We start from the raw sequence: 24069 nt of genomic DNA, 5'->3' as shown, positions 1-24069 counted from the left end.
AAGTAGACTATGCTGGCAAGAGCCCTATTTTTTGTTGTGTTATCGACAGCCACCTTTCTCTTTTTGTGGCAGTTTCCAAGTACCGGAGCTCAGAGCATTCCGCATCTGGATAAGCTGGTTCACTTTGGAATTTTCTTTGTTCTGGCACTGACCTTTCACAGAGCGTTTGCATTGTCAGCTAAGCTGTCGCTACTGATTCTGGTTTGTTATGGCTTATTAATAGAAATAGCCCAGTCTTATGCGCCCGGGCGTAGTGCCGACGTTTATGATTGGTTGGCAGATGCCAGTGGGGTTGTTGCTTACTTTATTTTGCACCATTTACTAAGCAAGAAGTCGCGTTAACGCGACTTCTTCTTTTTATCCGTTTTCTTTTTCACTTTTTTCTTCGACCGGGACTTTTCTGTCGACGGAAACTTATATTGAGGTTTTAACCCTTCAATTGTTCGTCTGTCGAGTTTGGCATCCAGGTAACGCTCGACACGTCCCAGTAATAAAGCATCATGTGCTTCTACCAGTGATATAGCCGTTCCTTTTTGTCCGCCGCGGGCTGTGCGCCCAATACGGTGCAGATAAACATCGGCCTGTTTAGGTAAGTCGTAGTTAACAACCACGGTAATGTCGTCTACATCCAGCCCTCGAGCAGCTATATCAGTAGCTACTAAGGTAATGTCCGTAGTTTGTTTAAGCTCGTTCATGATGCGCTGACGATCGCTTTGTGGCATATCGCCCCGTAGCGTGACAATTTTACGGCCGGTACCAAACTGGCTGCGCAGGAAGTTTGCAATAAGTTCCACGCGTTCACGTGTTCTGACAAAGACAAACTGCCGGCCAGGATGAGTCTGAAGCACATTCATTAGCAGTTTGCGTTTATGTTCATCGGTATCCGCTAAATAAACCCATTGAAGAATTTTACCACGCTCACGCTTTGGTGGTTGCACATCAATGTATTCAGGTTCTGTTAATAACTCGCGGGAAAACTTAATAACGCCAGAGCTGTTTAATGTTGCCGAAAGTAACAACGACTGCTGGCGATGACGTGCCTGCAATGCCATTTCTTTTACTGTTGCTGCAAACCCCATATCCAGCATGCGGTCGGCTTCATCAATAATAAGCCACTCAATGCCTTCCAGGTTGTATTGCTCGGCTTCGAGCAAATCCATGAGTCGGCCAGGTGTTGCAACCAATATGTCGTGTGTCTTTTCTAATAACGACAGCTGCGAACCATAATTGATGCCCCCGGTGACAACCACAGAGGTTAATCCGGTTTTGCCCTCAAACTGTTTAGCCTGTTCATGAATTTGTTCAGCCAGTTCGCGCGTTGGAGCCAACACCAGGATACGAGCTGGTCCCGGTTGCTGACGCGGGAAATCCAGCAAATGCTGCAGTGCCGGCAGCAGGAAAGCCAAAGTTTTACCTGTTCCTGTTGGTGCGCTAATGAGTAGGTCGCGACCATCCAGGGCGGCAGGAATACTTTGCTGTTGTACTTTTGCTGGTTTGTTCAGTTCGGCATCGCGAAGAACCGCTATTAAGCGGTCATCGAGGTCAAACTCTTCCCAGTCTGGCGTCATGTTATTTTCCTTGAAATCGTCTTGTCTGCTGCAATTAACGTAGCAGCAATAAAGCGGAGTTAGTTGTCTGTAGCAGGCTGGTTGTGGTGCTGCCTACTAAAAACTGACGAATACGCGAGTGACCATAAGCCCCCATGACCAGAAGATCAATATTGTGCTCTTCCTGGTACGCATGAAGTGCAGACTCAACTTCGCCAGAGCGTATTTCAAACCGCGAATCATGTCCCAGCTCTCGCAAGTGGTTAGATGCCGCTTCTATGGATGCGCGGCTGTCGTTTGTATCAGCGCCAACCATAACCAAATGTAACGGAAGGCCTTTGAAAATTGGGCTTTCCGCAAGCATGCGAATACCTTTACGGGAGGAATCACTGCCGTCGAATGCTAACATCACATTTTTAGGTTTAGTAAATTCCTCAGGTGCGACCAGAATGGGTCTGTGCATGGTTCTTACAACGGTCTCAAGTTGGCTTCCGACACGATTGGTACGGGTAGTTTCTTCGCCATGAAGACCCATAACAAGCAGTCTCATGGAATCTTCTATTTCTAACAAGGATTCCGCCAGGTCGCCGTGTCGCTGGCGTAAGTTAACTTGTTCAACACCACTTTGGGCTGCGCGCAATTTTGCACTTTCCAACATGTGATGGCCTTGTTCTAAGGCCAACTTGCTGCGTTGCTGGTCAAGTTCTGCTAGTTGTTCAAGCAAAGCTTCCCGGCTGCCTAAGCCGATGTTACCTGTCATATTAGTCTCGGTGGGGTAACGCGCTTCGTCCAGAACATGAAAAAGCGTCAATGGCGTTTGTAAGCGTAACGCCGCCCAACTGGCGTAATCACATACAGATTGAGTTGACGCAGAACCATCAATACAAGCAACAACATGTTTCATTATTAAATCCTTTTCCATTAGTGCCCGCCCATCAGCTTATCGACAGCCTCGGGTTTGTCATGTACGCCAAAGCGGTCAACGATAGTCGTGCTGGCTTCGTTAAGCCCTATGACGTCTACTTCCGCACCTTCACGGCGGAACTTCACCACAGCACGGTCAAGTGCATCAACGGCGGTGATATCCCAGAAATGGGCCTGACTGAGGTCGATTACAACCTGCTCAACCCCTTCTTTGAAATCAAATGCGTCAAGAAACTTTTCAGATGAGCTGAAAAATACCTGACCAATGACCCGATAAGTACGTTTTATGCCGTCAGAGTCAATCTCTGACTTAATGTACAGGTAATGCCCAATTTTGTTAGCAAAGAACATGGCAGCCAGCAGCACACCAACCAATACACCATAAGCCAGGTTATGCGTTGCAACAACGACTGCAACTGTCGTAACCATGACAATATTGGTGGACAGCGGATGTTTCTTTAAGTTCTTAATGGAACTCCAGCTGAAGGTACCAATAGAGACCATGATCATTACGGCAACCAGCGCCGCCATAGGAATTTGTACCAGCAGGTTGTCCAGAACCAAAACCATAATCAGCAGGAAGATACCGGCCGCGAATGTAGACAGACGTGTACGACCACCTGATTTTACATTGATAATAGACTGACCAATCATGGCGCAACCGGCCATACCGCCGAGTAAACCTGAACCTATATTCGCGATACCCTGACCTTTACATTCGCGGTTTTTATCGCTGGGGGTATCGGTTAAGTCGTCAACGATAGTCGCCGTCATCATGGACTCAAGTAAACCCACTACGGCAAGCGCCGCCGAGTAAGGGAAGATAATGGCTAAGGTTTCGAAGTTTAACGGAACGTCAGGCCACAGGAAAATAGGGAAGGTGTCCGGCAATTTACCCATATCACCGACGGTACGAATATCTAGTCCTAAAAGAACCGAGGTAATAGTCAGCGCAACAATACAAATAAGCGGCGACGGCAGGAATTTGCCAATCACCGGAATGTACGGGAAGCCGTAAATAATGGCGAGGCCAGCTACGGTCATGGCATACACATGCCAGGTGACGTTTGTCAGTTCAGGCAACTGCGCCATAAAAATAAGAATGGCCAGAGCATTTACGAAACCGGTGACCACCGAGCGCGAGACAAAGCGCATCAGCTCGTCCAGTTTAAGGTAGCCGGCAGCAATTTGCAGCAACCCGGTCAGTAAGGTGGCCGCTAACAAGTACTCAAGTCCATGCTCTTTGACCAGCGACGCCATAAGCAACGCCATGGCGGCGGTTGCGGCAGATATCATCCCCGGACGACCGCCGGTAAAGGCAATAACAACGGCAATACAGAAAGAGGCATACAGGCCCACTTTCGGGTCAACGCCAGCGATTATTGAGAATGCGATGGCTTCAGGAATAAGCGCTAATGCGACCACAATACCTGACAACAAATCACCACGTATATTAGAAAACCAGTTCTGCTGGATAGACTTCAACATAGATAGATAACACCAAATTTTAATAGTAAATATAAAGCGGCCGGAATGGCCAGAAAAGCAGTGAACAGCCTACTGCGCACCTGTGACAGGAAAGTGACGGCTAGGGTGGCGTAATACGCGTCAGCACGTAGGTGGCTCCTTATGGTTTGAGGCTGGTCAAAAAAAGAGCGCGAATTTTAGCATAAAATGTGCCAACTACAACCGAAAAAAATTATTTTCGGTCGCTGTCTGGGGCATTGCGTTGTGACGGGTCACTTTTAAAGTCGCTGACCAGCTTGCGCGGGTTCAGCGCTTCGCGTTGCTTTTGTGCCGCCTCGGCCCACCAGAATAACTGATTCAGAGTGCGGCCGAAATATTGGATCCAGCGCTCAGTGTCTTCAACCTCTTGAGTGAATTTGCCGTTTTCCTCAAATACTGTTTGCGCTTTAGGCACGTGGATCATAGCGGATACCGGCAGGCAGCCTAATTCAGACAGGAAGGTGCGCATATTAACCGCCGCGCGAACGCCACCCCACTGACCAGCCGAGTAAGTCGCAATGGCACTGGGTTTATAAGAGTACAAAGACGCACCGAAGTGGTTCAGTAAGTTTGCTAAAGCAGGACTCATGGAGTGGTTGTACTCAGGGCTGACCATAACGTAAGCATCGGCAGCTTCAATCTTTTTAGCCAGAGCGTCTAACTGTTTGGGAACGTCTTTTTCATGGTATGAAAAATGTGGCTTAAAAACATCGCCAAATGAGTAATCTAAAGGGTCAATAAGTTCGACTTCTGCGTTATCGAAGCTTTGTTCCAGGTAATTAACGCAGGCCTTTGCTACACGTTCGCCCAACCTGGCTGGCTTGGGTGGTGTGCTGTCGCGTACCGTACCTAAAAACACTAAATATTTCATTGTGGTTCCTTAACTGAATTTCTCGCTGGCAAAAAGCTAATAGCGGCGGTGGATAATAGCAATAGCAGCGTTGATATCATTAGGCAAGCAACCAGCCCCCATTGCTGATACACCCAACCGGATAAAATGGTGCCCAGCAGACGCCCAGCAGCATTAGCCATGTAGTAAAAGCCAACGTCCAGGGAGACACCGTCGGCACGTGAGTAAGAGACAATAAGGTAACTGTGCAGCGACGAGTTAATGGCAAACAGAATGCCGAACAACCCTAAACCAATAATAATGCTCTGGGTAACAGGTAAGTCCTGCCAAAGTGCCAGGGCAAGGGCTAGGGGGCTAATAGTCAGTAGCGCATTCCATACAACCGTCTGAGTTTTAGGTACATCATTGCCTGTTTTTGTGAATTTAGGGGCAATGCTTTGTACAAAGCCGTAACCAATAACCCACAAGGCTAAAAAGCTGCCGACTTGCCAGTGGTTCCAGTCCAGCTGGCTGGCTAAGAACACAGGTAAGGCCACCACAAACCAGACGTCGCGTGCGCCAAAGAGTAAGAAACGAGCCCCCGATAAAATATTGATAGGCCGGCTTTTGGATAAAATGTCCTTAAACTTAGGCTTGAACTTTGCCTTGCCCGACTCTTTTTTCAGGAAAATTAAACTGGCTACCCAGACCAGGCTGAGCATAACCGTCATGGACAGCACTGCACCCTGAAAGCCAATTAACGTAAGCAACAAGCCACCGAGGAAAAAGCCAACGCCTTTTAAGGTGTTTTTTGAGCCAGTGAGTATGGCGACCCACTTATATAGCTGGCCTTGTTTGTCGTCCGGCACCAGCAGTTTAATGGTGCTTTTAGCGCTCATTTTATTGAGATCTTTGGCAATGCCAGACAACGCCTGTGCGGCCATCACCCAAATGACGGTGAGCATAGAACCCGGTACCAGCAGCATGGCAAGCGCCACAATCTGTATACCGAGCCCAATGTTCATGGTGCGATTGAGCCCCCAACGAGCCCCCAGCCAGCCACCAAATAAGTTAGTGACTATGCCGAAAAACTCGTAGAACAGGAACAACATAGCCACTTCCAGCGCACTGTAACCCAACTGATGGAAGTGCAGCACCACCAGCATGCGCAGCGCGCCGTCAGTCAGCGTAAAAGCCCAGTAGTTACCTGTAACAATCAGGTATTGGCGTATCGCTGGCGACAGCTGACTGAGCATTAGCCGACCTTTTCGACCAGTTCAACCGCGCGGTTTGCATAACCCCACTCGTTATCGTACCAGGCATAAATTTTCACGTGAGTGCCATTAATAACCTTGGTGGACAGGGCATCCACAATGCTTGAGCGGGGGTCTGTTTTGTAATCTATTGACACTAGCGGGCGCTCTTCGTAACCCAGAATGCCTTTGAGTTCGCCTTCAGAAGCTTCTTTCATCCAGCCGTTGATTTCTTCCACGCTGGTGGCTTTCTTCACCTCGAACACGCAATCGGTTAGTGACGCGTTGGCTAAAGGTACACGTACTGCGTGGCCGTCAATTTTGTCCTTCAGCTCCGGGAAAATCTCCACAATGGCCGTTGCTGAACCGGTGGATGTAGGAATTAAGCTCATGCCGCAGGCACGGGCACGACGTAAGTCTTTGTGCGGCGCGTCCAGAATGGTCTGGGTGTTGGTTAAATCGTGAATGGTGGTAATTGACGCGTGCTTAATACCAATTTTGTCCTGCAGTACTTTGACAACAGGTGCCAGACAGTTGGTTGTGCAGGACGCGGCGGTGAGTATTTGATGTTTTTCCGGATCGTAAAGGTGGTCGTTAACGCCCAAAACAATGTTCAGAGCACCGGACTCTTTGACCGGAGCTGATACCACCACACGCTTAACGCCCTGTTCCAGGTAGTCGTTGAGCACTTTCACTGTTTTCATCTTGCCGGAGGCTTCCAGAACCACATCACAACTACTCCAGTCGTTGTCAGCAATGGTTTTGTGTTGAGTGAAAGCTATGCGTTCATCACCAATTTGAATGGTATTGTCCTGACCTTCGGCTTCATAACCCCAACGACCATGCACCGAGTCAAAGTTCAGCAAGTGTGCAAAAGTAGCCGCATCAGCGCCGGGGTCATTCACCTGAACAATCTCCAGGTCAGGGTTTTCCCATGCCACGCGAAGCGCCAAACGGCCAATACGACCCAAACCGTTAATTCCAACCTTAATCGTCATAAAAGACTCCTTTTGTGTATCTCTTACCTGCCTGCTTTTGGGCTCGGGGGGAGTTTGCTGTCGTGTTTCGCTTGAGCATTGCGCCCCCTATGGCGGAGACGCTACAAGCTCATCCATGAGGGCTTGACGAAGGCCATCCTTGGCCTTCGACACTCCACCATAGGGGGCGCAACACTCATAACGCTTACAAGACAACAAACTCCCCCTCCCATATCTAAAGGGTTTTTGCGCTTATCACTCCACGCCTTAACTTGATGCAAACCAGTGTTTGGTTTTATTCGCGAACCAGACTAATGAGAGCATCACCGGTACTTCTACCAGCACGCCAACAACCGTGGCTAGCGCTGCGCCGGACTGCAAACCAAATAGTGAAATAGCTACGGCTACTGCTAACTCGAAAAAGTTTGAGGTACCAATTAAGCAGGCCGGAGCCGCTATGCGGTAAGGCAGCTTAATGAGTAACGCAATAATAAAGGTAATAGCAAAAATGCCGTACGTCTGTACCAATAATGGCGTAGCAATCATGGCGATATCCAGCGGACGGCTCAGTAGAACTTCGGCCTGAAACCCAAACAGCAGTACCACAGTCAGAAGCAGGCCCACAATTGACCAGGGCTTCATGTTCTGATCAAAGTTCGCGAGTGCTCTATTACTGTCTGAATTTGAGCGGGTGATGTACTGACGCGTTATAAATCCGGCAATAAGCGGGGCAATAACGTAAAGGCCAACGCTTAATAGCAGGGTTTGCCAGGGCACAATGATATCGGTAACACCGAGTAACAAGGCCGCAATGGGCGCAAACGCGAAAATCATAATAATATCGTTAACCGACACCTGTACCAGCGTGTAGTTGGCATCGCCTTTGGTCAGCTGGCTCCAGATAAAAACCATGGCAGTACAGGGCGCAACGCCTAATAAAATGACTCCGGCCAGGTATTCATTTGCGGTTTCGGGTTCAATAAAGTCGGCAAATATACCTTTGAAGAATAGCCAACCCACCAACGCCATGGTAAAAGGTTTCACCAGCCAGTTAATGACAACGGTCAGAATTAAACCCTTGGGCTCTTTCGCTATTTGCGTGATAGCGCCGAAATTCACCTGCACCATGACGGGGTAAATCATCAGCCAGATAAGTACTGCAATAATTAAATTAACCTGAGCAAACTCAAAAGCTGAAAGCCATTCGAAAGCGCTTGGAAAGAAGCTCCCCAGGGCGGTTCCGGCAATAATAGCTAAGGCTACCCAGGCAGAGAGAAAACGTTCAAACACACCCATTATCGATGTCCTTTATCAGTTGGGGGTTATAGTCGGCGGTGGTGATAATGATTTTACGCATCCAGTCAGGTAGTGCCGGATTCAGCTGGTAGTAAACCCAGCGCTGGTCTTTGCGGTCAATCAGCAGCCCATATTCGCGCAGCTGTGCCAGGTGACGCGACACTTTAGGCTGAGACATGGCAGTAGCATCAACAAACTCACACACGCAAAGTTCTTTGTGTTTTGCTAACAGGCTTATCATGGTTAAGCGTAGCGGGTCTGCCATAATTTTGAAGAAATCTTCCGGTGCATTAAATAAATGCGGCTTGCCCTTATCTTTGCGCAAAATGAGCAAAAACATCTTAATGCGTTTGCTCAGTTCCTGAGCGGTTTTCGTAAAGGCGTTGGAGTTTTTGCTGCTAACCGGATCGGGAAAGTCCCAGGCGATAAAATGATTATGTTTATACTGCAACTGACATTCAGAGCGGGCGCGGTCACATAAGCTGATTACGTAATCAAATTCATCAATGCTTAAATCTGAGATGGTCTTTGAACTTAATCCTTCGGTACTAACCCCAAGGGCTTGCAGCGCTTCAATAGCTTTAGGTTCAGGCTGGGTTGGTTCAGTGCCGGCACTGTAAACTTCCAGTTCATCATTACCAAACTGTCGCAAAATGGCTTCGGCCATTAACGAGCGAGCCGAATTGGCGGTACAGAGAAACAGAACCTTCGTGGTCATGGGTATCATCACATATTCGATAATTCATATATATATGGTAGTTCGAATATGTAGAAGGTGCAACAGTGAGAAGGGGCCGGTTGTCACTTGTTTCGCTTGAGCATTGAACCTCCTGTGGCGGAGACGCTACGAGTTCATCCATGAACGCTTGACGAAGGCCATCCTTGGCCTTCGACACTCCGCCACAGTAGCTCCTGTAGCCTCAGCGCTCTTGGTTCAACATCCCACCTGACATAAATGTCAGGCTACGTATCGGGGTGCCAGTTAAAGGCCTAGTACCTCTTTGCCTTGGTCAAAGGTAACGTCAACCGGTATGCCGGCGTCGGTTAGTTTGTCCAAATCGGCTTTTAACTGTGGGCTGACAACGCCTAGCGTTGCAACTAATTCAGCTACGCCGTTGTAGTCGCCGTCGCCTTGTAGTGTCAGAATTTTTTCTGACAGGCTGTTCATGGCGTTACGCATTTTTTCCATATTAATGGCGTATTGGCCGCTGGCGTTACGTTCAAAAGCACCTGCGTCGGCAAAGTAGTTAAAGCGAATCATGTTGGCTTTGCCGTGTGCACTTGAGGCACCAAAACGAACGGAGCGGAAAATACTGGCCATAAAGGTGGTGTAGTAATCTTTCAGTTCGCCTTCGGCTAAAACGCCTTGCTCAAATAACTGAGTCACCATGTACAGACCCAGAATATCCGCTTTTCCTTCTTCTAAAGCAGAAGCGTGCTCTTTTAATGCTGAACGTACGGTGCCTTTGTCATTCAGGGTATTTTTAATGCCTAAGCCGTGAGCCACTTCGTGGAACATGGTGTTAGCGAAAAAGGCGTTAAAGGTAATGTCTTCACGTTGCTCTGGCACAATGAGTTGCGCGGCAATTGGTACTAGTATTTTATCGAACTTAGCTTGCATGGCATTTTTAAGCTGCAAACGACGTGTGCCTTTTTCTAACTGAACTTCTTCGTCATTAGGCAGGTTAATGGCAATGGTTTTGCTGCCAGCATTTGAATGGCCTGCGTAGTACACAACATCGTATGCGTTTAGCTGAGCGTTAGCGCCGGGTTTTTCTGCTTTGTAAGCGGGCTCAACCGGTAAACCTTCCTGTAACTGCGGCAGATACTCAGCATACTTTTCCAGACGCTGGCTCCAGGCCTTATCTTTTATTAACACGTAAGACTCAAAAGCGGTTTTGTAACCAAATAAATGGTCCTCATAATTTTCAATAGGACCGATAACCACATCAATATCGTTACCTGTCATGTCCATCCAGGCCATATCGGAAGGTTGGTATTCATTGCTTAAAAAAGCATCGGCGCGCAAACGCAGGTACTCTGAAAAATCTTTGTTTTCTGCTAAATCGGCAGCCTGGCGGAGTAAATCAGCGGCTTTAGTTAAAGACTCTTTATAAGCCTCTGAGTAGGCTACTGTTTTCAATTCGCCTTCATCGTTGCGACGCAACAACGTATATAAACTGTCTTTGTTCGCAAGCTCGGCGTTTTCAAATTCCGTTTTGGTCATGTCGGCAGGGTAAAAGTTAGCGCCTGCAGGTTTGTCTTCAAAACCGGTTAAGAAGGGCTGGTTATTGTTTAGCCTATCCCATGGTCCGTAGTTAATAACAGTAAACTCCCGGGCTTTTTCTTCAACCTGGTTTAAAAGTTTTTGTTTATCACCCGGAAACGCTTGCTGCCAAAATAGGTTGTCCATAATTTTTGACGCGTCTATGAGTAAACCGACCATTTTTTTCTGCTCGTTTGATAAATGCGACAGGTCCGTTTTTAGTTGGTAGGGTGTGTAGATATCAAGTCTTTGTTCTGCCCCCTCAACTAATTCGTAGTTATTTTGTTGTCCGCTATCAGGGTTTTGTGTGGTGGTTTGTGGCTCGCTGCAACCCATTAAAACCAGTGCTAGTGGTGCTAAGCTAAAAAGTGTTTTTTTCATAATATGACGTTTCTAGAAATTGAGTTGTTGTAAAGTTCTGTTAATCTACTTCCAAGCTTTTTCAGAAGCAAGAAAACCATAATAATAAGGAAATAAAATGTCATCGCAAAATGCACTATACATGCTAATTGACGAGCGACTCAGACGTGATGAATTAAAACTTCCCGGCTTACCTGAAACGGCAGAGCAAGTGCGCAACGCAGCCATGGATCCGGACTGCAACCTGCACGATCTCTGTCATATTATTCAGCAAGATACCGCGTTGACAGCACGGCTTATTCGCCTGGCGAATAGTGCGTACCTTGGCGGCAGAAACAAAGCCGAGAGCTTAATGCAGGCGTTAACTCGTATTGGTATGCGGCGCATTCGGACACTGGCATTGGCAATGGCAATGGAGCAGGTGTTTAAGCCGGACAATGACATAGTACAGATGTTTTCTCAGCAGTTTATTGTTGAAAGCAGAGAAATTGCGGCGGCAGCCGTTGTTATAACCGAAGACTTACAACACAGAGGAATTGGGCACCGGCTGCATCAGGACGTTGCATTGTTAGCTGGTATGGTGTCGCGCATTGGCGTTGCCCCAATTTTGCATATGGCGAATGAATTTGAAGACAGTTTCGCCAACCCTTCTTTTATTAAAGAGTGTATTACCCAGTTTAGCTCGACTTTAGGCAGTAATATTCTCAGCTACTGGCAATTTACGCCAAATCTGGTGCAGGTACCGCTGTGCTATTACAACGGCAGAATGACCTTAAACGATGCGATAACCGTGAACTATTGTGACATTGTGCATTTGGCTGGCTTGTTAACCGGAAACGTGAAACCTAATAAGGACAGTGTGACTTTGGTTGAGTATCAAATGCTGGGGGTAATTAAGACCGACGATTTTTGGCAGCAGGAGTCTGTGCAGAAATCCTACCGCCAAATGCTGGACTTGCTCTCTTAGCCAAAAGCTCTCTTTAAATCGTCAAATAGAAGCCCGACTTCGGCACTAACCAGTGCAAAGTCGGCGTCGATTTTTTCTTCCGGACTAGGGTCAACCAAATCATCTTTGGCGTCGAGCAGGCGGTCCGTTGGTTTGACTCGTTTTAATGCCATATCCGACTCAATAATAAATTCTAAATTTTCCTGCCATACCAGACCTAAACGAGTAACTTGCTTGCCACCGGCCAGGTGCGCCTGAATGTCTTCACGGGTTAAGTCTTCCTGCTTGCAGCGAATAATGCCGCCGTCCGCTTGTGGTGAACGCAGTTCTGCTTCATCACCAAACTCGAATGGATTCGGTAATTCAGCACTTTGTAACCAGGCCGTCAGGTAAGTTTCAACTGCGTCGCTTGGGCTCACCGGGCGCACAGGTAACGAGCCGACAGAACCACGCAACAAACCTAAAAAGTCTTCGGCTTTATTGGCTGCTGACTCATCAATAGCGATAATTTGGCGGTCAAGATCGATGTAACCCCAGCTTTGGCGAAAACGGCTGAACGCCTGTGGCAGAAGCTGGTGAATTAAGTCTTCTTTTAAGTTTTGTTTTTCTTTGCGCGGCACCGAGCGGCCTTCGGCTTCACTAATTTGGCGTACTTTTTCGTCCAGCTGGGCGTTAACAACCGTGCTGGGAAGTACTTTTTCTTCTCGTTTGGCACACAGCAACCAGCAATTACCCAAGCTGTGAGTCAGTACTTCATTGTCTGCACCAAAAGGCGAAGACCAGCCAAATGAGCTTTGGTCCGAACGCGAACAGGGGTGAAAGCTGTGCTCAGCTAATTGTTCAGAGAAATCATCAGGCAGGGAAAAGGTTTCGCTGAATTGATAAAAACGAAGATTTTTAAACCACATAGGTAAGCTGTTCCTGTCGCAACAAATAAAACAAAAATAAGGGCAGGGATTGTAGCCCGTTAGGGCAGAGCTGTCAGTTTAAAACCTGTACAGAAAATGAAAAGAAATAGTTTAAACCTTTACCGGGTTCACTTTCAGCGCTGATTTCACCAGACAGAGTCTGAGTGACCAGGTTCCTGACAATATGCGTACCCAGGCCGCTGCCGCCCTGGTCTCTTTTCGTGGTAAAGAAGGGGTCAAATAAGCGTTTAAGCTGAGCTTCGGATAAACCATTACCATTGTCAGAATAGTGAACCTGAAGGGTTTCACCATCGAGCCGGATGGAAATGGTCATAAGGCCTTCATCAATGCCGTCAAAGGCATGACGTAGCGAGTTAAGAATCAGGTTGGTAAAAATTTGCGATAACGCGCCCGCCGGGCAACGTATGAAAATGTCATCGGCACATTCAAGACGCACCTGGTGGTTGGTCTTTTTAAGGTGAGGCTGCAAGGACTGAACTAAGTCTTCGATATAGCTTTTCAGGTTAATGTCGCGGATAGCGTCCGACGCCTGGTCGACAGCCACTTGTTTAAAGCTGCTAATAAGATCAGACGCGCGGTGCAAGTTGCTGTCCAGTAAGTTCAGGCTTTCGCGACCTTCCTCTATAAACTTCTTCAGCTGCGTTTGCGTCAGTTCTTTATTAAGCAGCGATTGATCAAGCGTGTCGAGCTTTTCGCGTAAATAAGAAGACGCCGTAACGCTAATGCCTATGGGCGTATTCACGTCGTGCGTAATACCGGCAACCAGCCCGCCCAGCGACGCCATTTTTTCCGATTCAATAAGTTGCTGCTGAGTTTCACGTAAGTTATTCAGTGAAGACTCCAGCCGCTGGTTAGACTGACGCAATGTATTTTCAATTGCGCGGCGCTGGCCAACTTCGCGCTCCAGTTTTTCCTGACGCATTTCCAGCTCGTTCTTACGTTGTTCAAGGTCAAGCATAACCTGACTTAAGCTGGAGGTTTTGCGCGCCACTTCCTGCTCAAGTATGGCATTTTGCTCGTCCAGCTGACGGTTAGCCGCTTTGAGCTTCTTCTGGGTGCGATCCAGGTCCGACTGATATTCCTCAATATTATCCAGCAGCTGGTTATATGCCTGCTCTACCAGCACCAGTTCATTGTTGTGCTGGTCAGCTAAGCGAATTCTGGAGCGTTCTAGGTTATCCAGCCGGAAACCTTTAATTTGCTGAGTTAAGTCGCTGAGTGGCCGGTTCAGCATGCGGTTAAAGGCAATAGTGAAAAGCACAATAAGGAAGATACTTTTAATAATGGCGTTACCGATAATAAAGCCAAGGCTCACTTTAATACGGTCAATGGCAATGTCGCGGGTCGAAAACAGGCTGACATCACCAACTTTGGTGGAGTGACCAGAAAATTCAAATATGAGTGAATCGTAGTAGCCGAAAATGCCGTTACGTTCGGGTAGTAACGCACCTTCGCTATTGTCGTCGGGCAAGTCACTCATTTCTGTGGTTTCGCCCAGTTGCACCAAAATATTACCAGCATCGTCGCGGATAAGAACACCGGCAATAGCGGGAATGCTAATAAGGCCGTCGGCAATGGTATCAATCTGGTTGCTGTTGAACTCCCAAAGCGAACGCGTCAGAGAGCCATTAAATGTGCTTTGCTGGTTCTGCAGTTCGGCAATCAATACTCGTTTGGTATCAAAATATTCAGCCCCAATTTGTATCGCGGTCACAATTAACGTCAACAAAAAGTAGACGGAAAGCACGCGAGTTAATAAGGAGGATGAAATACTTTTGATTGCCATAGACTGAGGTCAACGAGTTGTACAGATAGGGATAAACTAATTCATTGACTGAAATAACGCAATAAAGCAATCCAGCCCAATAAAAAGCACTGACACAAAAATGACATATTACAGTCATTAAGCTGTCACGAAAAGTGACTAAAGTCGCCACAAATTAATTCACAAAGGTCATAATTTATGAAGTTAATTACTTCTGCTGGCGCTTTAGCTGTTGCAGCCTTAGTTGCGGCTCCGGCTTATTCGCAACAGGATACACTGGAACCTGTGGTCGAGCAGGCATCCTCTATTAATGAATCTGCCCGTCAGTCGCAGCTGACTATAGACCAGATTTCCGATGATATGCAGGAACGACTGCAACAGTATAAACGCATCATGAAAGAAATTGATGGATTAAAGGTTTATACCGCGCAAGTCGAGCAGCAAATCGATAGCCAGGAAAGCGAAAAAAGCGACATCAATAACTCTATTGATCAGGTCAGTTATGTCGAGCGCCAAATTACCCCATTAATGTTGCGGATGATTGACTCGCTTGAGTCTTTTGTTGAATTAGACGCCCCGTTTCTGCAGACCGAGCGAAGTGAACGCTTACAGCAGCTGAATGACTTGATGGAAAGAGCCAACGTCGATGTCTCTGAGAAATTCCGTCGGGTTATGGAAGCTTACCAGATAGAAGCTGACTACGGCCGCAACATTGAAGCTTATACCGCCGAACACGAAATTGATGGTCAGCAACAAGACGTCACCTTTTTGCGTGTTGGCCGTGTCGCTTTGATTTACAAAACCCGCGACGGTCAGCATTTGGGATTATGGAATCAGCAAACGCGCAGCTGGGAAGAGCTTGATAGTAAGCACTTACCTGAAATTGACGAAGCCATTCGTATTGCCAGAAAACAACTGGCGCCAGATTTACTGATGATGCCGCTGTTCGCGAATAAATCGACCGGTTCTACTAACAACGGCAGCGGCCAATAAGGAGTGATAGCCATGAGATTAAGTAAGCAGATTGCAAAATGGTTCTCAGTAACGCTACTGGCCATCACTTCTACCGCGGCTTTGGCGGCACCGGTTCCGCAGGAACCCATTAATTTAGATGAGCTTCTGCAGCAGTTGCAGCAGGGCAAGTTCTCACAGTCAGAGAACAACAAAGAACGTGAACAGCGCTTTCGTGAAAGAGAGCAAGAACAAAAAGCCATGCTGGAAGACGCGATTGCCGAGCGCAATCGTCTGGAGCAGCGCGCAGAGCAACTGGAAACTCAGTTCGAGCAGAACGAAGTTGATTTGGGCAACCTGAGCGATACTTTAACGCAACGTATGGGCTCACTAAAAGAGCTGTTCGGTGTGTTGCAGCAGGTTGCTAATGATGCCTCCAGTAACTTCGATAACTCGGTTATTTCTGCTCAGTATCCCGGGCGTGCCGAGAATTTATCGGAACTTGCTGAACGCATGGGCTCCTCATCTAAATTGGCCTCTATTGAAGATATTGAAAGCGTCTGGTTTGCGTTACAACAGGAAATGACGGAATCCGGAAAAGTTGCTGAATTTACTACTCAGGTTACCGCGGCAAACGGCGACAAGTCAGAAAAAGAAGTGGTTCGTGTCGGTGCATTCAACCTGGTTGCAGACGGTAAATATCTGGAACGCGTTGGTGAAACCGGTTCGGTTGCCGAACTGGTGCGTCAGCCGGCGGGTCGTTATCTGGGGACTGCAGAAGATATTCAGCAAACCGACAGCGGCGTTGTGACTTTTGGTCTTGACCCCACTGGTGGTTCAATTCTGAGTTTGTTAGTTCAGGCACCAAGCCTGGGTGAGCGTATTGATCAGGGCGGAACTGTTGGTTACATCATTTTAGCACTGGGTGCTATCGGCCTGCTGTTTGCACTGGAACGCTTTGTTTCGCTGATGCTACTGGGTAATAAAGTGAAACGTCAGCTGAAAAAAGATAAACCAAGTGACGATAACCCGCTGGGCCGCGTCATGCTCATTAAGGAAAAATACCCACAGGCTGATACCGAAACTCTCGAGCTGAAATTGAGTGAGGGCATTTTGCGGGAAGTACCTAAGATTACCCGTAACCTGACGTTCATTAAGATTATTTCAGTCGTCGCACCGCTAATGGGTCTGCTGGGAACGGTCACCGGTATGATCAAAACCTTCCAGGCAATTACCTTGTTTGGTACGGGTGACCCGAAACTGATGGCGGGTGGTATTTCACAAGCCCTGGTAACAACGGTACTGGGTCTGGTGGTTGCTATTCCAATGACGTTACTGTTCGCGACTTTACATACGCGTAGCAAAAACCTGATTCATATACTGCAGGAACAAGCATCCGGCATTATCGCGGAGCGGTCTGAGCGAGGAGAGTAACCGTGTTATTCCTCATTGAATTCAGTAATGCGATTAGAGATTTCATCGAGGCTGGCGGACAAGTTCTGCTGGTCATCGGAATCCTCATTTTTACCATGTGGTTGATGATTCTTGAACGCATTTTTTATTACCTCAATGGCCACCGCGCTTGTGTGAAGGACGTACGTAAACGCTGGCAGGAACGGGAAGATAAGTCGTCCTGGAATGCTGAGCAAATTCGCGAGGCAATGATTTCACGGGTCAGTCTGGCGTTAGGCGGTAACTTACCAATTATTAAGGCGCTGGTGGCCTTGTGTCCGCTGCTGGGGCTGATGGGCACCGTAACCGGCATGATTGAAGTGTTTGATGTGATGGCTGTGACCGGAACCGGCAGTGCCCGCTCCATGGCGTCGGGTGTTTCTAAAGCCACCATTCCGACCATGGCGGGTATGGTTGGCGCTTTGTCGGGTGTGTTTGCCGCGACCTGGCTGCAACGTACCACACGTCGTGAGCGCATGAAGCTGGAAGACAAAATTTTATTGGAACGTCACTAAGGTGATGTCGAGGACAGGATTATGAAGCAGCATTTTGCCAATTTAATTGAAGAAGAAGAAAGTGCTATCGATATGACCCCCATGCTGGACGTGGTGTTCATTATGTTGATTTTCTTCATTGTCACGGCTTCTTTCGTGAAGGAAGCTGGTATTGATGTGAACCGCCCTGATGCGGCCACCGCAGTGCAGAAAGACCGCGCCAATATCTTAATCGCGATAAGTGAAAACAACGAAATTTGGATTGATAAGCGCCAGGTGGATGTACGGGCAGTGCAGGCTAATATCGAACGTCTGTACGCGGAAAACCCGCAGGGGTCGGTGGTGATTCAGGCGGATCAGGAGTCAAACACCCGGGTGTTAATTAAGGTAATGGATGCAGCCCGCTCGGCGGGGGTTTACGACGTTTCTGTAGCAACGGATGAAGAGTAAATGATGAGATTCCTGGCAGCATTACTGGTTGCAGCTTTTGTCACCATTGGTTTGTTTTACCTGATGCAGTCTTTGATCAGTGGTGGCGAAGGGGCAATGAGCGAACCGCCGCGAGGCAGCGTGCTGGACTTTGTGCGCACACCTGAGCCTGAAGAGGTGCAGGAAAAGGAGCGCAAGCCTGAACGCCCTCCGGAACCCGAGCAGCCACCAGAGGATATGCCTCAGCCGCAAATGAACAATGATATTGCAGATAATGATGGCGGCTCAGGTTATGACTTTTCCGCCAATATGGACAGTGGTGCCGACATTGGCAATGGCATGTCGCTGCAAGCAAGCGACGGTGAGTATCTGCCTATTGTGAAGGTTCAGGCTGCGTACCCTCGCCGGGCTTTGCAGCGTGGTATTGAAGGCTATGTGGTGGTGGAGTTTACCGTAACAAAACAGGGTTCGGTACGTGACCCGGTTGTGGTGGAAGCCGATCCCGAAGGTATTTTCGATCAGGCCGCAATGGATGCCGTTCTGAAGTTTAAATACAAACCTCGGGTTATTGATGGTGAAGCGGTGGAAGTGGATGGTGTCCGCAACCGCATGACCTTTGAAATGAACTGATTGGGTGACTTATGAAATTTAAATTCATTGCTTTTGCGGCTTGCGGTTGTTGGCTGGCCTTTGCCCATCCGGTGCTGGCACAACAGACTGAACGGGTTCCGGCGTTACGGGAAAAGGTGTACGGACAACTAGCCCGGGCGCAGGAGCAGGCCGATAACGGTAACCTTGCCGAAGGCATTTCGATACTGGGTGAAGTGGCAGAAAAAGCGGATAGCATGAACAGCTACGAGCGCGCCATGATGTGGAACTTCTACGGTTTCATGTATTACGAGCAGGGCAATACCAAGGAAGCGATTAACTACTTTGAGAAGGTGGTGAAAGAGTCTCCTATTCCTGAGTCGCTGGAAAAAAGCACCTTGTTCAGTTTGGCTCAGCTGGCTTTAAGCGATGGCCAGTTCCAACGTGCAATTGGCTTTTTAGACCAATGGGAAGGCCTTGCCGAAGAAGATGAAATGGGTAAAGCCTGGGTGTTAAAGGCACAGGCTTATTATCAGGCCGATAAACACCGCGAAGCTCTGCCTCTTATTGATAAAGCCATTGCCGCGGTTGATGCGAAAAATAAAATACCTGATGAAAACTGGCTGATTTTAAAACGTGCATTGCACTACGAGCTGGAGCAGCCAGAGCAGGTTGCCAAAGTCATGGAACGTTTAGTGACCAGTTACAGCAAGCCCGAGTACTGGGTGCAACTGGCCGGTGTTTACGCGCAGCTGGAACAGGACGCAAAACAGCTGGCGGTGCTGGAAGCGGCACATCAGCAAGGTTTTATTGAAACGGGTAGTGAATGGCGTCAGTTAGCGCAGGCATATTACTTCAATGAATTGCCGTACAAAGCGGCAGAAACCATGCAGGAAGCCATGTCTAAAGGCAAAGTTGATGCCTCTGTCGATAACCTGAAATTTGTGGCTCAGGCCTATACGCAGGCAAAAGAAAACGAGAAAGCCATTAGTGCCTATAAAAAAGCGTCAGAAAAAGTTGAACACGGAAACTTTGCAGCACAAATAGCTCAGTTGTATTTGGCTCTGGATAACAATGAAAAAGCTGTGGAATACGCCAAACAGGCCTTTACTAAAGGTGAGCTGGACAACGAAGGTAATCTGTATCTGGCTGAAGGCATGGCACAACTGAACTTAAAACATTATGAGCAGGCCATTGAATCCTTTGAGCAGGCCGCAGAAATTGAAGGGGCCGAACGCTCAGCTAAACAATGGCTTAAATACGCGAAAAGTCAGCATAAGCAGCAACAGCAAATGGCGAACTTACAATAAGCGAGTATTTATAACTTTATCCCAACAATAATGTCATGTGATTGACTAAAAAACGAAAAAAAACTGTAATAATTTTTTCATTCATTATAATGTGCGCGAAATTTATACAGTTTTAATGTTTTTTGGGTGAGGATAATGATGAATAAATACTCGGTTCCGTTACTGATTGCTGCCGCCGCAGCCAGCTTTTCGGCTTTCGCTAATAATGATGACAGTTTAACGGTTTACGGCCGGGCAAATGTTTCGTTTCAAAGTAATGACTACGGTTTTGGTTCTGAAACCGAGGTGGTGAGTAATTCATCGCGCTTTGGTTTTAAAGGTGCCAGCGAGCTGGAGTCTGATTTAGAAGTCTTTTATCAAATTGAGTTTGGCGTCGACTTAGCCGATTCTGATGATGAAAAAGACGCGGTAACTAACCGGAACCAGGTTGTCGGATTGCGCGGCAATTTTGGTAAAGTGATGATTGGCCGTTACGATACTTTTTTAAAAGACTCTCAGGGCTCAGTCGATGAATTTAAAGATTTTGAAGCTGACTTAAAAAGTTTATTCAAGGGTGAAAACCGTCCGGACAACACCTTGACGTATTACTCGCCGTCATACAAAGGCTTTAGCTTTGGTGTTACTTACGTAGCGTCAGAAAATGACAATGTCGACGACGGCCTATCTTTTGGTCTGCTATATGGTGACAGCAAGCTGAAGAAAACCAAGTATTACGCTGCGTTAGCTTTTGATCGTGACGTGAATGGTTATGATATTACCCAATTAACGGGCGCGACTAAGTTTGGAAAAACCCGTGTTGGCGTTGTTTTGCAGCAGTTTGAAACCATTAATGGCTCAAATGATTCTGACGGCTACTTAATCAGCGCGGCTCATCCTTATGAAAACTGGGTTTTTAAAGCACAGTATCAGGCTATAGATGATGACAACGATAACGACGCTTCATTATCTGTGGGTGCCGATTACTTCTTCAGTGGCGACACTCGTGTTTATGCCTGGTACACAGGCCGTGACTGCGATATCAGCCGTTATTCGACACGTGGCTGCGGTGCAACACCAGGTATTGAACAAGACTTTGTTGCAGTCGGTATTCGCCACGACTTTTCCTGGTAATCGCTTTCTCCTAAAGAAAAACACAAAAGTAGCCTGACACTCTTTGTCAGGCTACACTATAGCGGTCACTCTCAACCTATCTGTACGCTATGATCAACCTCGCTGTATTGGGGCTCTACTTACTCATTGGTTTTATCCTGAAGCGTACCGGCAAATGCCCGGACAACACAGCGCAAGTTCTCAATCTCTACGTTATTTACGCTGCCTTACCCGGCGTTATATTCAGTAAAGTTCCGGCTCTGGAGTTTTCTACTGATCTGCTGATTCCGGTTGTTATTCCCTGGATTCTTTTAGCCTTTAGTGCTGTTTTTATATGGTTGTTAGGGCGAGCCTTTAAATGGCCCCGGGAAGTGGTCGGCGCGTTACTTATTTGTGTGCCACTGGGCAATACCTCGTTCTTTGGTTTTCCGATGATAGAAGCCTTTTATGGCAGTGACGCTATTGTCTACGGCTTACTATACGACCAGTTTGGTTCTTTCTTTGGTCTGGCAATTTATTCGACCATAGTTATCGCTCTGTATCGTGAGCAGGACAATAAACCCACAGTGGCCAGTGTTACCCGTCAAATTGTGACGTTTCCGCCTTTTATCGCGCTAATTATTGCGTTGTTAACAAAATCTTTGGTTTATCCGGAAGTTTTTCAGCGGCTCATTGACTCGTTGGCGGTGACTTTAGTGCCCGTTATTATGATAGCGGTGGGTTTTCAGTTGAAATTCCGCCTGCCTAAGGGTAGTAAAACACCATTAACGGTGGGTTTATTGACGAAGCTAGTGCTAATGCCTCTGATTACCGTTGGTTTATTGTATGGCTTCGGTTTTGACAGTACTCTGGTTCAGGTCACTATTTTTGAAAGTGCCATGCCGCCTATGATAACAGCAGGCGCAGTGGCTATTATGGCTGGGCTGGCGCCGCGTTTGTCGGCGGCTATGGTCGGTTACGGCATCTTATTTGCTTTTGTTTCCTTACCCATTGTTTACCAATTATTACAGTTACTCTCTGCGCATTGATATAAGAAATTTTACAGAGATGTGTCTAGATTCATAAAAGTGTCATATTCTTTGGTAATAATTGAACCATCAGTTCATATTAGGGAAACAATGCATGTCACGTAGAATTCTAATTGTTGAAGATGAAGCGCCTATTCGTGAGATGTTGAGCTTTGTTATGGAACAACACGGTTATCAAGCTGTGGAAGCCAACGACTTTGACGCCGCTGTTGATAAAATTGCCGAACCATATCCGGACATGGTGTTACTGGACTGGATGCTTCCGGGCGGCTCAGGTCTGCAGCTGGCTAAAAAAATTAAAGGCGATGATTTTACCCGTAATATTCCTATCATAATGCTCACCGCAAGAGGCGAAGAAGAAGATAAAGTTAAAGGCCTGGAAGTCGGCGCTGATGACTATATTACCAAACCTTTTTCTCCGAAAGAGCTTATGGCCCGCATGCGCGCCGTTTTTCGCCGCGTTGCGCCAACCGTGCTCGATGAACCGCTGGAAGTTGAAGGCTTAAAACTTGATCCGGTATCGCACCGTATTTCGGTCGATGACAAAGGCATCGATATGGGTCCGACAGAGTTCAAACTACTGCACTTTTTTATGACACACCCAGAGCGGGTATACAGCCGTGAACAGCTGCTGGACCACGTTTGGGGCACCAACGTGTATGTTGAAGACCGGACGGTCGATGTTCATATCCGTCGTCTGCGTAAAGCCCTGACCGAACATGGTTACGACCGTTTGATTCAAACGGTTCGGGGAGTTGGCTATCGTTTTTCAAGTCGCTAAGCTCAGGCTGATTTAGTATGGACAGGAACTACTCTAACTGGCAGTCACTGACCAGCCTTGCCCTATTTCTGCTGCCCTTCTTATTCGTTGGTTGGCTGTTTGACTTGTTCTGGCCGGTAACCGCTCTGGCGTTATTAGGGCTGGTTTGCTGGCACTATTACTACCAGCAAAGGCTCATTAAGTGGTTATGGCAAAGCCGTACCTTAATGCCGCCTTCTGCTCCTGGCAGTTGGTCGTATATTTACGATGGTATTTATCGTTCGCAGCGCCGCAGCCAAAAAAGGCGTAAAGCTCTAGCGCGCTTATTACGACGTTTTCGTGAAGCTGCTGAAGCTTTGCCTGACGCTGCTATTGTGTTCCGTGCCGACGGAGCATTGCTGTGGAGTAACAAGCTGGCGCAGTTTTATTTTGGTTTGCGTTGGCCGGATGACGCCGGACAGCGGTTATCAAACCTGATTCGGCATCCTGAATTCTATGCCTACCTGAACGCCGGTAATTTTGACGAAGAACTGACTATTCCGTCGCCCATTCGTGACAGCCTGGATATTGAAATTCGCATTATGCCGTACAGTGAAGACCAGTTTCTTCTGGTTGCCCGTGACGTAACTCAGGTAAAACGTCTGGAGAACTTACGTCGTGAGTTTGTGGCAAACGTTTCTCACGAACTGAAAACGCCGCTGACAGTATTGCAGGGTTATCTGGAAATGATGGATGAGCCGCAACAGACGCCGCCAGCCATGCTGAAAAAAGCCGTCGAGAACATGAATGCGCAAAGCACCCGCATGGCAAACCTGGTGGACCAACTGCTTACGCTGTCGCGCATGGAAACGCCAAGTAACGATGTCTTTGATCACGAAGTGGATATGCCGGGTTTGCTGGAACAGTTAGAGTCTGAAGCGAAGCGTTTAAATGAAGCGAAACAACATAAAATTGAGTTTGACGTTGCACCCGTGCGGATTTACGGCAAAGAAAACTTGCTGCGCAGTGCGATGCAGAACTTAATAACCAATGCCATTAATTACACACCCAACGGCGGTGAAATAAAAGTCACCTGGAAAACCGTAGCCGGTGGTGTTGAGTTTAGCGTGAAAGATAACGGTAAAGGCATTGCTGCAGAACACTTGCCGCGCCTTACCGAACGTTTCTACCGGGTTGAGGATGATCGCAACAGTGCCAGTGGTGGTACCGGCTTAGGGTTGTCGATAGTTAAGCACGCAATAGAACACCACAACTCGCAATTAGATATTAATAGCTCGCTGGAAAAGGGCAGCCGCTTTTCATTTCGAATACCAAGTGGACTATTAGTCAGTTAGTCATAAAATTTTCATATTGTCATAAAGCTGTCACAT

23 protein-coding genes are annotated in these 24069 nt (G+C 47.5%); 12 read left to right on the top strand and 11 right to left on the bottom strand.

Annotated elements, in window-relative coordinates; all coding sequences use genetic code 11:
* The first annotated feature begins 9 nt into the window (after window positions 1-9).
* A complete protein-coding gene (locus tag ACN0TF_RS12020; protein ID WP_034822257.1) occupies window positions 10-342 on the top strand; it encodes a VanZ family protein in 333 nt (110 codons plus the stop codon).
* Here the strand turns inward: ACN0TF_RS12020 and srmB are convergent.
* The 9 genes from srmB to ACN0TF_RS11975 form a co-directional block, all read right to left on the bottom strand.
* The gene (srmB, locus tag ACN0TF_RS12015) at window positions 339-1568 is read right to left on the bottom strand and encodes an ATP-dependent RNA helicase SrmB (RefSeq protein ID WP_034822259.1); all 1230 of its coding nucleotides are present in this window, start codon (window positions 1566-1568) and stop codon (window positions 339-341) included. The two genes, ACN0TF_RS12020 and srmB, sit on opposite strands and share 4 nt — an antisense overlap.
* 34 nt (window positions 1569-1602) lie before the next feature.
* On the bottom strand, window positions 1603-2451 hold the full coding sequence (locus tag ACN0TF_RS12010) for a universal stress protein (protein WP_417442132.1): 849 nt from the start codon (window positions 2449-2451) through the stop codon (window positions 1603-1605).
* A 17-nt stretch (window positions 2452-2468) separates the two neighbouring features.
* Window positions 2469-3959, bottom strand: coding sequence for a SulP family inorganic anion transporter (locus tag ACN0TF_RS12005; protein WP_417442131.1), 1491 nt, complete (start codon window positions 3957-3959; stop codon window positions 2469-2471).
* A 211-nt stretch (window positions 3960-4170) separates the two neighbouring features.
* On the bottom strand, window positions 4171-4848 hold the full coding sequence (locus tag ACN0TF_RS12000; RefSeq protein WP_417442130.1) for an NADPH-dependent FMN reductase: 678 nt from the start codon (window positions 4846-4848) through the stop codon (window positions 4171-4173).
* Complete coding sequence (gene arsJ / locus ACN0TF_RS11995) at window positions 4845-6062, bottom strand: organoarsenical effux MFS transporter ArsJ (protein ID WP_417442129.1); 1218 nt, start codon at window positions 6060-6062, stop codon at window positions 4845-4847. Before arsJ ends, ACN0TF_RS12000 begins: the two co-directional genes overlap by 4 nt.
* Window positions 6062-7057, bottom strand: coding sequence for an ArsJ-associated glyceraldehyde-3-phosphate dehydrogenase (locus ACN0TF_RS11990; RefSeq protein ID WP_417442128.1), 996 nt, complete (start codon window positions 7055-7057; stop codon window positions 6062-6064). The genes arsJ and ACN0TF_RS11990 overlap by 1 nt, the downstream gene beginning before the upstream one ends.
* Window positions 7058-7303: 246 nt before the next feature.
* Window positions 7304-8332 carry an ACR3 family arsenite efflux transporter gene (gene arsB, locus ACN0TF_RS11985; RefSeq protein WP_417442127.1) on the bottom strand — a complete coding sequence of 343 codons (1029 nt, stop codon included), beginning with the start codon at window positions 8330-8332 and terminating at the stop codon, window positions 7304-7306.
* Complete coding sequence (locus tag ACN0TF_RS11980; RefSeq protein WP_417442126.1) at window positions 8319-9050, bottom strand: metalloregulator ArsR/SmtB family transcription factor; 732 nt, start codon at window positions 9048-9050, stop codon at window positions 8319-8321. The genes arsB and ACN0TF_RS11980 overlap by 14 nt, the downstream gene beginning before the upstream one ends.
* Window positions 9051-9314: 264 nt before the next feature.
* Window positions 9315-10979 (bottom strand): dipeptidyl-peptidase 3 family protein, encoded by a 1665-nt coding sequence (locus ACN0TF_RS11975; protein WP_417442125.1) that lies wholly within the window; start codon window positions 10977-10979, stop codon window positions 9315-9317.
* Window positions 10980-11076: 97 nt separating this feature from the next.
* Here ACN0TF_RS11975 and ACN0TF_RS11970 point away from each other — a divergent pair, with 97 nt between their 5' ends.
* Window positions 11077-11925 (top strand): HDOD domain-containing protein, encoded by an 849-nt coding sequence (locus ACN0TF_RS11970; protein WP_011235350.1) that lies wholly within the window; start codon window positions 11077-11079, stop codon window positions 11923-11925.
* Here the strand turns inward: ACN0TF_RS11970 and rdgC are convergent.
* Both rdgC and ACN0TF_RS11960 read right to left on the bottom strand, forming a co-directional pair.
* Entirely contained in the window at window positions 11922-12812 is an 891-nt protein-coding gene (gene rdgC, locus ACN0TF_RS11965; RefSeq protein ID WP_287796281.1) for a recombination-associated protein RdgC, read from the bottom strand. The genes ACN0TF_RS11970 and rdgC overlap by 4 nt on opposite strands.
* Before the next feature lie 73 nt (window positions 12813-12885).
* A complete protein-coding gene (locus tag ACN0TF_RS11960; RefSeq protein ID WP_417442124.1) occupies window positions 12886-14619 on the bottom strand; it encodes an ATP-binding protein in 1734 nt (577 codons plus the stop codon).
* Window positions 14620-14796: 177 nt separating this feature from the next.
* Between ACN0TF_RS11960 and ACN0TF_RS11955 the strand changes: the two genes are divergently transcribed.
* The 10 genes from ACN0TF_RS11955 (at window position 14797) to phoR (ending at window position 24033) form a co-directional block, all read left to right on the top strand.
* Window positions 14797-15591 carry a DUF3450 domain-containing protein gene (locus ACN0TF_RS11955; protein ID WP_417442123.1) on the top strand — a complete coding sequence of 265 codons (795 nt, stop codon included), beginning with the start codon at window positions 14797-14799 and terminating at the stop codon, window positions 15589-15591.
* Between the two features lie 12 nt (window positions 15592-15603).
* Window positions 15604-16983 (top strand): MotA/TolQ/ExbB proton channel family protein, encoded by a 1380-nt coding sequence (locus ACN0TF_RS11950; protein WP_417442122.1) that lies wholly within the window; start codon window positions 15604-15606, stop codon window positions 16981-16983.
* Window positions 16984-16985: 2 nt separating this feature from the next.
* Window positions 16986-17516, top strand: a complete 531-nt coding sequence (locus ACN0TF_RS11945; protein ID WP_417442121.1) for a MotA/TolQ/ExbB proton channel family protein — start codon at window positions 16986-16988, stop codon at window positions 17514-17516.
* Window positions 17517-17537: 21 nt separating this feature from the next.
* Window positions 17538-17945 carry an ExbD/TolR family protein gene (locus ACN0TF_RS11940; RefSeq protein ID WP_253618993.1) on the top strand — a complete coding sequence of 136 codons (408 nt, stop codon included), beginning with the start codon at window positions 17538-17540 and terminating at the stop codon, window positions 17943-17945.
* Window positions 17946-18554 (top strand): energy transducer TonB, encoded by a 609-nt coding sequence (locus ACN0TF_RS11935; RefSeq protein ID WP_417442120.1) that lies wholly within the window; start codon window positions 17946-17948, stop codon window positions 18552-18554.
* Window positions 18555-18565: 11 nt separating this feature from the next.
* Entirely contained in the window at window positions 18566-19822 is a 1257-nt protein-coding gene (locus ACN0TF_RS11930; RefSeq protein ID WP_417442119.1) for a tetratricopeptide repeat protein, read from the top strand.
* A gap of 135 nt (window positions 19823-19957) precedes the next feature.
* On the top strand, window positions 19958-20932 hold the full coding sequence (locus ACN0TF_RS11925; RefSeq protein ID WP_417442118.1) for a porin: 975 nt from the start codon (window positions 19958-19960) through the stop codon (window positions 20930-20932).
* Between the two features lie 89 nt (window positions 20933-21021).
* Window positions 21022-21939: an AEC family transporter gene (locus ACN0TF_RS11920; RefSeq protein WP_110014111.1), complete on the top strand. Its 918-nt coding sequence runs from the start codon at window positions 21022-21024 to the stop codon at window positions 21937-21939.
* Window positions 21940-22033: 94 nt separating this feature from the next.
* Window positions 22034-22720, top strand: coding sequence for a phosphate regulon transcriptional regulator PhoB (phoB, locus tag ACN0TF_RS11915; protein ID WP_011235339.1), 687 nt, complete (start codon window positions 22034-22036; stop codon window positions 22718-22720).
* 17 nt (window positions 22721-22737) lie between these two features.
* Window positions 22738-24033: a phosphate regulon sensor histidine kinase PhoR gene (gene phoR / locus ACN0TF_RS11910; protein ID WP_417442117.1), complete on the top strand. Its 1296-nt coding sequence runs from the start codon at window positions 22738-22740 to the stop codon at window positions 24031-24033.
* The last annotated feature ends 36 nt before the right edge of the window (window positions 24034-24069 follow it).

Origin of the sequence: Idiomarina sp. (genome assembly GCF_048265525.1) — a bacterium.
GTDB lineage: Bacteria > Pseudomonadota > Gammaproteobacteria > Enterobacterales > Alteromonadaceae > Idiomarina.
The sequence above is the reverse complement of the archived record's forward strand: the minus strand, read 5'-3'. Positions and strand labels throughout refer to the sequence as shown.